This is a genomic window from Methylobacterium sp. ME121, from assembly GCF_000974725.1.
Taxonomy (GTDB): Bacteria; Pseudomonadota; Alphaproteobacteria; order Rhizobiales; family Beijerinckiaceae; genus Methylobacterium; species Methylobacterium radiotolerans.
Genome location: NZ_BBUX01000020.1, coordinates 45744 through 59588, shown reverse-complemented (window position 1 = coordinate 59588; position 13845 = coordinate 45744). Strand labels below are relative to the sequence as shown.

9 protein-coding genes and 1 pseudogene are annotated in these 13845 nt (G+C 69.8%); 6 read left to right on the top strand and 4 right to left on the bottom strand.

Annotated elements, in window-relative coordinates:
- Positions 1-783 precede the first annotated feature (783 nt).
- Positions 784-1935, bottom strand: a complete 1152-nt coding sequence (locus ME121_RS15020) for an RNA-guided endonuclease InsQ/TnpB family protein (protein ID WP_206406690.1) — start codon at positions 1933-1935, stop codon at positions 784-786.
- On the opposite strand from ME121_RS15020, the gene tnpA reads away from it, so the two are divergent.
- Positions 1901-2308, top strand: a complete 408-nt coding sequence (tnpA, locus tag ME121_RS15015; RefSeq protein ID WP_059409099.1) for an IS200/IS605 family transposase — start codon at positions 1901-1903, stop codon at positions 2306-2308. The two genes, ME121_RS15020 and tnpA, sit on opposite strands and share 35 nt — an antisense overlap.
- A 929-nt stretch (positions 2309-3237) precedes the next feature.
- Positions 3238-5349: a carbohydrate porin gene (locus ME121_RS15010; protein ID WP_059409098.1), complete on the top strand. Its 2112-nt coding sequence runs from the start codon at positions 3238-3240 to the stop codon at positions 5347-5349.
- Between the two features lie 99 nt (positions 5350-5448).
- Here the strand turns inward: ME121_RS15010 and ME121_RS15005 are convergent, their stop codons facing one another.
- Positions 5449-5748: a hypothetical protein gene (locus ME121_RS15005; protein WP_059409097.1), complete on the bottom strand. Its 300-nt coding sequence runs from the start codon at positions 5746-5748 to the stop codon at positions 5449-5451.
- Between the two features lie 181 nt (positions 5749-5929).
- Between ME121_RS15005 and ME121_RS15000 the strand changes: the two genes are divergently transcribed.
- Entirely contained in the window at positions 5930-6610 is a 681-nt protein-coding gene (locus ME121_RS15000) for a hypothetical protein (protein ID WP_143739306.1), read from the top strand.
- Between the two features lie 171 nt (positions 6611-6781).
- Here the strand turns inward: ME121_RS15000 and ME121_RS14995 are convergent, their stop codons facing one another.
- Complete coding sequence (locus tag ME121_RS14995; protein ID WP_089231640.1) at positions 6782-7351, bottom strand: TniQ family protein; 570 nt, start codon at positions 7349-7351, stop codon at positions 6782-6784.
- Between the two features lie 239 nt (positions 7352-7590).
- Between ME121_RS14995 and ME121_RS14990 the strand changes: the two genes are divergently transcribed.
- Positions 7591-9963 carry a bifunctional diguanylate cyclase/phosphodiesterase gene (locus ME121_RS14990; RefSeq protein WP_059409094.1) on the top strand — a complete coding sequence of 791 codons (2373 nt, stop codon included), beginning with the start codon at positions 7591-7593 and terminating at the stop codon, positions 9961-9963.
- Positions 9964-10282: 319 nt separating this feature from the next.
- Here ME121_RS14990 and ME121_RS14985 read toward each other — a convergent pair whose 3' ends face one another.
- Positions 10283-11365: a catalase family protein gene (locus tag ME121_RS14985; protein WP_059409093.1), complete on the bottom strand. Its 1083-nt coding sequence runs from the start codon at positions 11363-11365 to the stop codon at positions 10283-10285.
- Between the two features lie 517 nt (positions 11366-11882).
- On the opposite strand from ME121_RS14985, the gene ME121_RS14980 reads away from it, so the two are divergent.
- Both ME121_RS14980 and ME121_RS33650 read left to right on the top strand, forming a co-directional pair.
- Positions 11883-12968 carry an isocitrate/isopropylmalate dehydrogenase family protein gene (locus tag ME121_RS14980; RefSeq protein ID WP_043074874.1) on the top strand — a complete coding sequence of 362 codons (1086 nt, stop codon included), beginning with the start codon at positions 11883-11885 and terminating at the stop codon, positions 12966-12968.
- A gap of 432 nt (positions 12969-13400) precedes the next feature.
- A pseudogene (locus ME121_RS33650) lies at positions 13401-13610 on the top strand (peptidoglycan-binding domain-containing protein); the annotation flags it as partial.
- Between the last annotated feature and the right edge of the window lie 235 nt (positions 13611-13845).

Here is a 13845-nt window from a genome sequence, read left to right as displayed (position 1 = left end):
CCCCGGCGCCATCGCGCCGGGGTCGCTCGGTCTTCCACGTCGCAAACCTCCCGGCCTCGCCCCACCTCGTCGCGTGCCCGATGCTCGATCGCCGCCGCGACGGAGATTCCCGGCGCGGCCTGGCTTGAGCCGGGGATCGATCCCGCGCCGACGCCGATGCCGTTCGTCACCTTCCTGCGGGTGCCGCTGCGAGAACCCGGCCGCGTCTTCGACCTGGCCCGCATCCGCGGGGCCCTGCTGGCCGCCGCCTCCTCGTCGGTGCCGCTGTCGGGCACGGCCCCCGATCTGGTATCTGCCAGCCGACCCGATGCTGCCCGCCGGCCTTCCGATCTACCGGTTCCGGGATTTGGCGACGGTCTACGGCACTGCCTGCCAGGAGCCGATTCAGGGGAGTTCGGCGACGGCATCATGTCGGCGATCGGCTCTGGACATGGACCTGGCTCAAAAGGCCAAGAACGAGCGCGACCGCGTGCGGCCCAGGATGTCGGGGAAGCTCCCGCTGTACAAGCGTCACGGCGACGACGACACCTCGAATGCGGTTTCAAGGAGGACCAGGGACGCGGGTCCGGCCGGCGGCTGGCGAGCCGTCGCGCCGGTCATATCGAGGCGGCGGGCCCACTCCGTCCCACCAGGCATCCCGGCCGGGATATGCGTCATGACGGTCGAAATCGACAAGGACCCGTCGGCCGCCCCACGAACTCGCCGAGGCATGAAAGTGAATGAGGTGCGTCGGTTCGGCGGGGCGACACTCGACATCTTAGCCGGGAGTGATGTCTCCCCGCCTTAAAAGGCGGGGCTTCCATGCCCAGGCGGACAAGGCGTCTCACATCCGAGACGGGCGATGTTCCGGGCGGCGTTCTGGTCGCGATCGTGTTCCGCTCCGCAGTCGCTGCACGTCCATCGCCGGATACTGAGACCGGCCAGTCCGCTGGGGCCGCTGAGGCACCCGCAGGACGAGCAGGTCCGGGTCGTGTTGGCTTCGTTCACCTCGGCGTAGGCCACCCCTGCGTGATCGCATTTGTAACGGAGCATGCCGCGCAACATCGACCATCCGGCGTCGAGCACGCTCTTCGCCATCCGGGTCTTCGTCATCGCCGAGGCCGACACGTCGCCGACCGTGATCCTGCGGGCGCGGTTCACCAGCGCCCGGGAGAACTTATGAAGGCTATCCTTCCGCCGGTTGGCGATCTTGGCATGGATCGCCTTCACCTGCCGCTTGCGCCTCTTGCGCTGCGCCTCGGCGAGCTTGGGTTCGAGGTCGCGGTAGAACCTGGCCTGCTCAAGCTCTCGCCCGTCCGAGCACGTCGCGACGGACTTAAGCCCGAGGTCGACGCCGATGTCATCACGCCCGCGCCCTTGCGAGCGGGGCACCTCGCACACGAGGTTGCAGTACCACCGGCCCCGTGCGTCCTGCGAGAAGTTTCCCGACTTGATCCGGCCCTCGACGGCGCGGTGCAGCCACAGGCGGAATCGCTGGCCGCGCAGGAGCACCGTCTCCCCGTCGAGCTCGACGTCCTGGTTCGTGAACGGCACCCAGCCGAGCGCTCGCTTCGGGCCTCGGCTCGCACGCCAGCGCAGCTTCGGGCGGCGTGCAGCCTTCCGCTTGGTGACGTACTCGTCGATCACCTCCTGCACGACCTGCGACGGGAGGCCGAGCAGGCTGCCGCTGCCCTTGGTCAGGTCGCGGAGCTGCTTCTTGGTCGCCCAGATGGGACCACGCTGCGCCGAGCGCATGCTGATCTCGTTGACGTAGTTCCAGACCGTGTTGACCGCATCGCCGAGGGCGATCAGCCGCGTGCCGCTCGTCGCGTCCTTGACGCGGAAGCTGAAGGCCTTCAGAACCAGTTGGTCTGTCGCGGTGCTCACGCCCTTCGCATAAGGCATATCGGCGGTTTGGTCTATGGAGCTTCGCACCGGGCGGCATGTCGTCTTCACCCTGCACGCCCACCTCGTGTTCACGACCAAGCGGCGCGGCAAGGTGCTGACGCGAGCGCACCTCGGCCGACTGCAAGAGATCTTCGCCAGCGTGTGCGCGAACTTCGAGGTAGAACTACGCGAGTTCAACGGCGAGGGGGATCACGTCCACCTGCTGGTATTCTATCCGCCGAAGGTTCGGCTCTCGGAACTGGTCAACAGCCTGAAGGGCGTGTCGAGCCGCTTGTTGAAGAAAGAGTTCCCCGAGATCGCTTCGTTCTGGTCCGTCAAGAAGAGCCGGGGCGTTCTCTGGACCCCGAGCTACTTCGCCGGATCGGTCGGCGGCGCGCCGCTCTCGATCCTGAAGCAGTACATCGAGAACCAAGGTCGCTGATCGCGGCTGCCGCCGCGAGCGCGCTTACATCCTCTCCCTGAAGGGAGAGGGATTAGCGCGCGTTCCGCTAACAATCACAGTCCGGCCCAAGAAAATGCGGCCTAACTTGCTCATCCGTCAGTCGGATTCATGATTTTTGGGCTTGACCGCCTCGGCCCTTCGTTTACTGGAATGCCGTCGCCGGCGCGCCTGTGCCGCCCGCGTCGCACACCGGAACCCTCTCCACCCCATGCCCAGCGACAGTCACAGTCGATCGACTGTGCCGCGCGCGCCGGCTAGGTCGCACGGACTCGCCCTGGAAGGGTGAACCCGGGACCTGGCCGCACGCGCGGCCCGTCCCAGGAGACCCTCATGTCCATCGTCCATCTCGCGTGGGCCGCGTCCGCGCCCGCCATTCCCCCTCGCGAAGGAACGGCGCCTCCGCGTCTTTCGGCCCACTGGTCGCTGAATCCCGCCACGGGTCGCCTGGAGTGTGCCTGGGTTCGGGCGCCGGGCCCACTGCAGGCGGCCGCGGTTGCTCAGGATTGCCCTAGACGTCTTGCGTTGCCGGAAGCGGCGTGAGACGGGGGCCCGCAAAGCTGCCCTCCCCCGACCCGCGCGGACAGGCGAGGCGTCCTTCGTTGGCGGATCTGCGCCGCGACGTCAGCCGGCCCGCGCGCGGCGGCCGCGGGCGCAAGACATCCGTACGACGCCAGTGACCGAATCGAGGCTGCGGTGGATTCCGGGGTTGCCCGCCAGCCCATCGCCGTCCACGACGGGCCGGAGGGGGCGCCATGGCGCGATCGGGATCCGGCCGTCATCGAGATGTCTTGCGGGTTTGTGACTGACGCCCATGCCTTCGGGGCGACGTTCGCGGGCCTCGCCCCGTCGGAGCGAAAGCCGCCAATCAGACGATTCATCGCCGGCGTGCGACGTTCGGAAGTTTAGCCATGCGTACCCTAGTCAGGCTTGCGATCGCCGCTCCATGGTGCGTCCCGTTGATCCCGGGGGCGGAAGCCGCGGACCTGGGGATCCCCGCGCCGTCCGCGGCCAGCTTCGTCGATTGGTCGGGGCCGTACCTGGCCGGGCAGGCCAGCGGGGGCGCGTCGTACGGGGGCTTCGACCTCGGCGCGCCGCGCGTCGGCGTCCGGACCGTCCCCGATTTCCGGACAGGCGACGGGGCCGGGCGCAACGACGCCGGCCGGCGGGCGACCTCCGCGGTCGGCGGCCTCGCCCTCGGCTGGGGCTGGCAGGCCGGGCAAACGGTGATCGGGCTGGAGGCGGACCTCTCGGCGGCATCGCTCAAGCGGCCGGTCCTCGGCACGACCCCCGGCTTCGGCTACGAGCGCCGCGACGGGCTGGACGGGCTCGACATCGTGCGGGCCAAGACCGGCGCGTACGGCACGCTCCGCGCGCGGCTGGGCTACAGCTTCGACCGCTACCTCGTGTACGGGAGCTTCGGCCTGGCGGCCGCCGACAGCCACGTGCTGTCGACGTTCCCGGGGCAGGACGGGACCGCCCCCGACCGCAGCCGGCGCGAGTTCGGGTCGGTCGGGTTCACGTTGGGCGCGGGCATCCAGTTCGCCATCCTCCCGAACTTCGCGCTCGGCATCGACTACCGCTACCTGGACCTCGGGCGGACCGACCGCCTCGGGCTCGGCTTCGTGCCCGGCGCCGACGGGGGCCCCTTCTCCGCGCGCGTCGGCGCCGCCTCGAACCAGGTGTTGGCCCGCCTTTACTGGTTCCCGGGGGGCCTCGCCCTGCCGCCCGAACCCGACGACGCGGCCCCGCACGATCCGGACACAGGCAATTCCGACCGCATCTCGGTGCACGGGCAGACGACCCTCGTCGCGCAGGGCGTGCCAAACTTCCGTTCGCCCTACGTCGGCCCTCAGAGCCTGGTCCCGAGCCAGACCCAGCAGACCACGACCGCGACCGTGTTCCTCGGCCTGAGGCTGACCGACAGCACCGAGCTCTACTACAACCCGGAGTTCAGCCAGGGCTTCGGCCTCAGCCGGACCACCGGCGTCGCCGGCTTCCTGAACGGCGAGGCGCAGAAGGCCGGCGCCGCGGCGCCCCGGCTGCGGTCGAACCGCTACTACGTGCGCCAGACCTTCGGGCTCGGCGGCGAGACCGAGACCGTGCCCGACGGGCCCAACCAGTTGGCCGGGACGCGCGACGTCGAGCGGGTCACGGTGGTGGCCGGCAAGTTCGCGCTCGGCGACTTCTTCGACGGCAACGCCTACGCGCACGACCCGCGCGTCGACTACTTCAACTGGTCGCTGTGGGCCTCCGGCGCCTACGACTTCCCGGCCAACCTGCCAGGCTACACGCAGGGCGTCATGGTCGAGTACAACCGGAGCGCTTTCGCCGTCCGCGGTGCCTACACGCAGGTCCCGAAGGAGCCGTCCAGCGACGTCCTGGACCCGAGGGTCCTCCGGCGCGGCGGGGCCACGCTGGAGTTCGAGGAGCGCCATATCCTTCCGCTCCTCCACCAGCCGGGCAAGCTGCGCGTCGGCCTGTTCAGCAACGAGGGCGTGACCGCGAACTATCGCGACGTCGTCGCCCTCACGCAGGCGGGCGCGTTCGCCGACGCCAACGAAGCCGCGGCCGCAACGCGCCGCCCGAGGCGCAAGAGCGGCTTCTACGTCAACCTGGAGCAGGCCCTGACGGCCGACCTCGGCTCGTTCCTCCGGTTCAGCGACGGCGACGGCCGGACGGAGAACCTGTCGTTCGCCGACATCGACCGCTCGCTCTCGGGCGGCCTCTCGCTGAAGGGGGCCGGCTGGGGAAGAGCGCAGGACACCGTCGGCGTCGGGGCCGTGATGAACGCCCTGTCGCCCTCGCACCGGGCATACCTCGCGGCGGGCGGCCTCGGCCTGGTCGTCGGCGACGGGCGGCTTCGGTACGCCGCCGAGCGCGCGTTCGAGGCGTACTACGCCGTCGGCGTCAGCAGGGCCGTGACGGTGACGTTCGACTACCAGCACGTCGACAGCCCGGGATACAACCGCGACCGGGGGCCAGTGGACGCCTTCGCCACGCGCCTGCACGTCGACTTCTGACGGCATCGAGACCAGGGAGACGAGCCGACGGGCTCGACGGCAAGCCGTCGTGGCGGATGCGGCAGCGCCGGATCGGACCTGACGCCAGGGCCGTCTGGGTCAGCGCAGTCGCAGGGGGGATCCCGCGAAGGGCGGGAGTGCGATCCATGCGTCGGTTTCGGTCTGGCCCGATGCTGCATAAGCCTCGGACAGCCTCTCGAAGGCGATCTCGTCCCATGCATAGCAGTCGACTGGCCGAAATCCGATCGGTTGGCTGCGGCCGGTCCTGATCGCGTCGAGAAATCGGGGATTGGCGACGTACAAGACGCCCGGCCCCGTCGCGAGGATGACGCGTTTCAGGGGCTCCCCGTCGTAGGCTCGTACCAGGGCGAGATGCGCGTGATCCATCGAGGCCTCCATGGCCTGTTCGTGCCACCGATCCCCGTTTGATCAACCCTCTGGTTCCGCAGCGATTCGGGTGGTTGACCTTAGCGAAACAATAAGGCGCCTTTGGCGAAACAGAGGGGCTTTGACGATGCCGCGACTTGCTGAGGGGGTGCGAATTCCGCCGGCCCCCGTTTATGTTTCGCTGAGCGCCGTCTTGGCTGTAATCGCTGTCCTGCACGATCACGGCACGCCAAATCCCATCGACGAAGTGGCGTTGCAGCACGTGTCTCAGAGTATGCGACGGCAGGTCCTCTCGGGCCTGAGGTTTCTGCGGCTGATCGATGCCCGTGGCCGTGCGCTGCCGAGGCTGAAATCCCTGGTTGTGGCGTACGAGACTCCGGCATGGCCGACCGTGCTGACGGGCGTGCTCAAGGCGGCTTACGAGCCGCTGTTCCAGCATGAGCTCGGCACGATGTCGCCGACTGTGTTTCAGCGCCTGTTTCGCTCGCAGTATCCCTCGACGGATGGCGTAACGCGGAAGGCCCTGACGTTTTTCATTAGCGCGGCGCGGTCGGCCGAAATCCCGTTGAATGGGGATCTCTTCGAGGGCCGCCGCGTGCGACGGGGTGGGCAGCGGCGGGAGGCTTTGGGCCGCGAGAATGGCGGCCGTGTCGAGCCCATCGACGACGCACAGGATGAGACCCCGAGCCTTGGCGAATCGGGGGGCGAGGAATCCCCAGGAAAGGTGATCGCGGCCGATGACGGGCACGCGGCGCTCGCCTTTCTGACGGACCTTCTCGACGAGGCCCGTATGACGGGGCAGGAGCAGGAGGCCGTGTGGACCCTGGTGAAGTATGTCCGCCGCTGCCGCGACCACGCGCATCGCGCTGCGTGACGACTCTTGATCCGGTTCGTGCCTGACTGCGTCTGGTCTCATGGCGTCGTCAATTTGACCGGTCTCGGCCAGGGGACGCCCCGCGCCGCCGGAGCTTGGGGCCCGTCGCGCGCAGGATCCGCGCCGCACGGATGCGCCGGTAGCGTGGTTTGTCGATCCGCCGCAGGCGCTTCAGGCGTTTGTCTTGAAGGACGGGGAGGAAGATCCGGTCGCGGCAAAAACCTTCGGGCAGGCGGAGGATCTGGCGCGCGAGATCGCCGGGCCGGGCGACTTTTCGGAACATCCGCTGAGTGAGCCCGGCTTCGCCGGCGGCAGTGAAGCGGCAGTGAAGAAGCGGCGCGGCCAGTCTTCGATCCACGTTGCGACGGTCTTGACGATGACGGCACAGTCGCCGGCACTGAGACACCGCGGGCAGATCTGAAGCGCGTGCCGGATCCGTGTGCGGCGATAGATCCCGGCCGACAGGATCAGGGACGCATCGCCCGATCCCCGCCCGAACCGACGGCGAGGGGCATCCAAGGTCATCGCGCGGACCCGGTCGAGCGTCAGGCCGGCGCGACCCGCGAGATCGGCGAGCCATGCAGTGTCCGCGACCTGGTCGAGATCGCGGTTCCACACCGGTCGGTCCGGCCACCACAGTGCGGCGAACGGCTTCACGACCTCCAGGGTGATGCCGTGATCGGCGGCCGCTTCCGCCGCGCGCTCACGTGTAGAGCCGCGCATGTCGGGGCCGGTGAGCACCGTATCGATCTCGCGTCTTGGCCGGCAACGTTGACGAGCCGTGGTCCCATGCCGCGCCCCTCGCCGACACCGTCCCGACGCCACGACGACGACCGGGAGATTCAGCGGAAGGGGAGCCTGGCCGATCCGCGGCACCCATCGGCGATCGCCTGTGGATCCACGACATGGTCGCGCACGCTTAACTCGTCCGACAGGGACTTGTGCAAGCGTCGGGATTCAACGGGTTTCGAGGCCGCGCCATGCTCAACGTCGTCGGATGCCTCGTCGAAACCCATGATCTCCGTCTCGTCGTCCTGGCGGCCGCCACCTGCGGACTGTCGGCGCTGACGACGGTCTGCCTCGTCGACCACGCCCGCCGGACCGCCGCCTGGGTCCAGGTCGGCTGGCTCGCCGTGGCCGCCTTCGCGGGGGGATCCGGCATCTGGGCGACGCACTTCATCGCCATGCTCGCGTTCGCGCCCGGCGTCCCGGGCGGCTACGATCTCGGTCTCACCGCGCTCTCCCTCGTCCTCGCGATCGCGCTGGTCGGCGCCGGCGTGGCCCTCTCGGTCTCCGTCGGGGGGCGTGCGGCCGCATGGGCCGGCGGTGGCGTCGTCGGGCTCGGCATCGCGGCGATGCACTACACCGGCATGGCCGCCTACGACGTCGCCGGGCACAAGGCGTGGGACCCCGCCGCCGTCGCGGCCTCGCTCGCCCTTTCCGTCCTGCTCGGCGGGGCCGCCCTGTCGGCCCGGCCGGGCGGGCGAGGCCTCGCCCGCCAGCTTCCCGCCGCGCTCCTGCTGCTGCTCGCCATCTGCGGGCACCATTTCACCGCGATGGGCGCCGTCACCGTCACCCCGGACCCGACCATGGCCGTCTCCGAGGCCGCGGTCCCGAACGCGTGGCTGGCCGTCGCCGTCGCGCTGGCGAGCTTCACCATCCTCCTCATGGCCGGCGCCGCGCTCGCGCTGGACCTCCGCGACCGCCGGCATGCCCAATTGGAGGCCGACCGCCTGCACAGCCTCGCCAACGCCGCCGTCGAGGGGCTCGTGGTCTGCACGGGCGACACCGTCGTCAGCGCCAACCGCAGCTTCGCCAAGCTCGCCGGCCGGCCCCAGGCCGGCCTCCCGGGCTCGTCCCTGTCCGCCTACCTTCCCGGGGAAGCGACACGCCTCCTCATGGCCGGCCATCCCGAGCGACCGGTGGAGGTCGAGCTTCGGCGCGCGGACGGCACCTTGATCCCGGTCGAGGTGATCATGCAGCCGGTCGAGCATGCCGGGCGGCCCCACTACGCCGTGGCCGTGCGCGACCTGCGTGCCCGTCGCCAGGCCGAAAGCCGTATCGCGTTCCTCGCCCACCACGACGCCCTCACCGGCCTCGCGAACCGCGCCAGCTTCGGCCAGCGGCTCGACCTTGAGATGCGGGCGGCGGACGTGGGGGGACGCAAGCTCGCCGTGCTCTGCCTCGACCTCGACCGCTTCAAGGAGGTCAACGACCTGTTCGGTCACGCCGCCGGCGACGCGATGCTGGAGGCCGTCGCTCGCATCGTCTCCGCGGAGCTCGACGGCACCCAGACCATGGCGCGCCTCGGCGGCGACGAGTTCGCCGTTCTGATGCCGTGCGAGCATGCGACCGCCGCGGGGGGACTCGCGGAGCGCATCCTGGAGGCGCTCCGCGCCGGCCGGGCTGAGGGGGGCGGCCCCAGCATCGCGACCAGCATCGGCGTCGCCCTTTACCCGGACGACACCCGGGAACGCGCGGCGCTCCTCAACTTCGCGGACACCGCCCTGTATCGGGCCAAGTCGGAGGGCCGCGGCACGTACCGCTTCTTCGAGGCTCGGATGGGCGCGGAGGTGCACGAGCGCCGCTCGCTGGAACATGACCTCCGCCATGCCGTCGCCCGCGGCGAGATGGAGCTCGTCTACCAGCCCCAGACCGAGGTCGGCACCGGCGAGGTCATCGGCTTCGAGGCGCTGCTCCGTTGGAGGCACCCCGAGCGGGGCCACGTCTCGCCGTCCGTGTTCATCCCCATCGCGGAGGAGAGCGACATCATCCTTCGGATCGGCGAGTGGGTCCTGCGCGAGGCCTGCCGCGAGGCCGCGGGCTGGCCGAGGCCGCTGTCCATCGCCGTCAACGTCTCGGCGGTGCAGATCCACTCCCCGGACCTCGTCGGGCTGGTGCACGAGGTGCTCCTCGGGACCGGGTTGGCGCCCGGACGGCTGGAGGTCGAGATCACGGAGACGGCGCTGATCAGCGACCCGAACCGGGCGCTCCTCACCCTGCGGCAACTCAAGGCGGTCGGCGTGCGTGTCGCGATGGACGATTTCGGGACGGGCTACTCGTCGCTCTCCAACCTGCGCTCCTTCCCGTTCGACAAGATCAAGATCGACGGCTCGTTCACGCGCGCCGTCGACACCAACGAGCAGACCGCGGCCATCGTGCGCTCGGTGTTGGGCCTCGGCCGGGGCCTCGGGCTGCCGGTCCTGGCCGAGGGGGTCGAGACCGAGGCCGAACTCGGCTTCCTCGCCGCAGAGCGATGCCATGCGGTGCAGGGCTATCTCCTGGGACGCCCGTCGCCCATCGCGGCGTTCTCCCGCCATACCCATGGGATCGTCAGGCAGGATGCCGCGTGACACCCCCGGCGAGCGAGAGGCACGCCATCACCGAACGGTCGCGCGACGGATCGCCCGAATGGCCAAGCGGGCGGAGGACGCGGTCGCCGCCGACCTGAAGCAGGCCTTCGCCGGAGAGGCAGCGGAGCGACCGCGCCCCGCGACTGAGCGGCGTTCGGCCCGATGACCATCATGCTCGCCCCGGCCTCGAACACCGCCTCGCGCGGCCTGGTGAACGCCGGTCCTCCGTGACGCGCGGCGCAATCAGGGTCGCGGGCCGTCTGCCCTCGGGCTCGTCATCGAATCCTCTCTGACCGACCGGTCCCTGGCGTCGCCGTCCTCAGGCCGGGATGCGGTCGATGCCGCCAGTTTCCTCTTCCGCCACGCCGTTCTCGCGATGGCGGAACGCGCTGAGCGCCCTGTACACCTGCAGCCGCGCCCGCATGACGGAGCCAAGCGGCCGGTGCGCCGCGAGGCTATGCGCGGGACGGAAGGTCATCACCTCGTCGAAGTAGTTCACCCGCTCCGGGGAGTAGGCGTCCTGGGGCGGCAGGCGAACCGTCGCCACCGTGCGGTACGGGCTGACCGAGACCGGCCAGTCGACCGAGGCGTCCTCGATGGGCTGCTTGTCGGCGTCGGCCCAAAGCTGGACCCTCAGCTCGTAGACGACGTCGTGCTCCCGAAAGAAGTCGACCGTGGCGTGCCGGAACCCGTTTTCGTCCTGATGGGGGTCGAGCCGCCATTCGGCGAGCGCGCGCTGGGCGTCGGTCACCGGCACGGCCCCGAGCTTGGCCACGTAGTCCCCGAAGCGGACCGGCGCCTGGCTGAAGTAGCTGTCGGCGAGCGGATGGCTGTAGGGGTGGCCGAAGAAATCGGCCATGGCGCTCTCCGTGCCGAAGGCGTGTAGGACACGGTTGAGGTTACGCGCGGTCGAGGAGACTGCGCTCTTCACCCCCTCCGGCATCCCCGTCGACTTGCCGATGACCGTGCCGTCGCGCAGGAACCCCGCCGCCGTGCCGGACGGGAAGGTCGTGCCGGTGGCGAGGACGAAATCCTGGGTGTCGACCGCGTGGCCGGGCAGCTTCTCGCCGGGCACGTCGAAGACCTTGATCGACATGCCGCGGTGGGTCGAGACGCGGTCCCCCAGCGTTTCGCCGGGGCCTTGCGCGAAGCGCACCGCGACCGGATGCGTCCCCGGAGTGGCGAAAAGGCCCTGAGCCAACTCGGGCGGCAGACCCTCTGCGACCACCAGTTCGCCGGTCACGCAGGCCGAGCTCTTGGCGTGGCTCGCGCGCACCGCATGGTGCTCGCGCGCCTCGACGGCCCGTGACTGCCGGGTCATCCCCTCGATGATGCCGTCGATGGTCTTCTGCTCGTCCGGCGCGGGGGTCTCGATCTCGGCTGCGTAGCGCAGGTAGTCCATGGCCGACCTCCTCAAGGATGTGCCCGTATCGGGCGCCACGCTCGACGCGAGACGATGGCTGCACCGGGCGGACGTGCCGGCTCCCGGGTCGCCCCCGGGACTGCCGCGCGCGTGTGCCATGATCGGGGTACCGGTGGCATCGCCAACCGTACCTCGACAAACGCAGCCCAGGCCCTTCGTTCCCCGAAACTCGGCTACGGACGAGCGAGTCATGCCCAATTCGGAGCGCACGTACGCCCTGGCAATTCGATCCCGGGTGTTCCGCCGACTGCGACCAGCGGCGCCGCACAGCGGAGACCGTGTCGTTCGCGCAGGCAGAAGGCCTCCGGCGGTCGAAATCCGACCCCTCGTACCCACCGCCGGAGGCTGAACGGCGCCCGCGGCGGAGCCGGCCCTCGCTGGAGGGCAAGACGTCGATGCGCCCTCGACCGCACCGCAGTCCGAACGCCTTGCGTTCCGGATGTCGAGGGCTGACTCTATGAGCCCAGCGTACCGGCGCGGTCAGGGAGAAGCGCTCATGCACCTCGTCATGCTACCGGGTGATGGCATTGGACCTGAGATCTCACATGCCACCCGCCGCGTGCTGGAAGTCGTCGACCGGGCGCTCGCCCTGGGGCTCACCTTCGAGGAACACGAGATCGGGCTGTCCCGCCTCGCGAGGGATGGCTCGACGTTCCCGGAGGCGGTGTTGGAGCGCTGCCGGGCGTCGGACGGGGTGATCCTTGGGCCGGTCTCGCACTCGGACTATCCGCCCCGCGAGAAGGGTGGGATCAACGGCTCGGCGCTGCTGCGGCGCGAACTCGACCTCTATGCCAACATCCGGCCGTGCCGCTCGCGTGAAGGGCTGGCCTATTACGGCCGCACGCCCATCGACCTCGTGATCGTCCGCGAGAACACGGAAGGGTTCTACGCCGACCGCACGATGCACATGGGCACCGGGGAGTTCATGCCGACACCCGACGTCGCCATCGCCATGCGCAAGGTGACCGCCAAGGGCTCCGAACGGATCGCCCGCGCCGCTTTCGAGATCGCCCGCACCCGGCGTCGGCGGAAGCTGACCTACGTCCACAAGGTCAACGTGTTGAAGATGTCGGACGCCCTGTTCCTGAAGGAAGGCCGCCGCGTGGCGGAGAGCTATCCGGATATCGCCACCGACGACCAGTTGATCGACTCGATGACCGCGATGCTCGTGCGCGATGCCGCCCGCTTCGACGTGATAGTCACCACCAACATGTTCGGGGACATCCTGTCGGATCTCGCCTCCGAGTTGTCGGGCAGCCTCGGTTTGGGCGCCGCGATCAACGCAGGCGACCAGCACTGCGTGGCGCAAGCTCAGCACGGCTCGGCGCCCGACATCCAGGGGCAGGACAAGGCCAACCCGTGCTCGCTGGTGCTGTCGGCCGCGATGCTGCTCGATTGGTTGGCAGATCGGCTCGACCGTCCCGATCTTCGGCGGGGCGCGGCGGCGATTGACGCGGCCGTCGATCACCTGGTCAAGGACCCAGCGACCCGCACACGCGACCTCGGTGGCCTGCTCGGTACCCAGGCTTTTGCGGAGACCCTCTGCAAGGAAGTCGAAAGCCGGCTTCGTCATACGCGGTAGGTCGTCAGCCAACGACGCGACTGGCCCGCCTTCCCCCGGTGCGGACCTCGCGAGTGGGTGCGCGGCTCGCGTCGTCGACCCTGCGACGAGCGCGACGGCACGGTTCGATTCGACCTGCGAGGAAGCGGGCCGGCCTGTGGCCCGTCTCGACGGGCAGGCGCGGCGCGATGCGAGGCCAACGGCCCGAAACCGCGCGCCCTGTCCGGGCCGGATCGGCCACGATCGGACCGCGCGCATCCGTGCGACCCACACGCCCGGCTATCCTCAACCTAGGATAGCGGACCCGGAACGGCGCGTTCGGTCTTGGATTCGCGGACCAAATCAGAATACGGTCGTGGGCCAGGCGGCGACAACGCGCGGCGGCCCGCGGAGCCAGATCACGTGGCAAGGGTAAGCAGAGCCAAGGGGCGTTGGGCCGCCCTGGTCCTGGTGATGGCGTTCGTTTCCGTCCCCCCGTCGGGTGGGGATGCCTCGGCGCAGGGGGACGATCGGGCCACCCGCGCCGCACAGAACGACCTCAGGGACCTTGGCTTCGACCCTGGCACGATCGACGGCAGGTGGGGCCCGCGGTCGTTGGCTGCCCTCAGACGCTTCCAGCGCGGCGAAGGTCTCCCCGAGAGCGGAAGGGCCGATCCAGACACGCTGGCGCGCTTGCGGCAACGATCCAGGCAGCCGTCTGCGGCTTCGCCGATCGCCAAGGCCCCGGAGCCCGACGCGACCGCGCGCTCCCCGCTGCCATCCGTCGGTGTCGCACAAGTCCCGGATCCCGATGCGCGAGCCAAGGAAAGCCCGGCGCCGACGTCGTCGGCCCAGGAGGCCATCGATAGCGACAGCACCGACGGACACACCGGGGGGGCGAAAACCGCCGCGCCTTCGG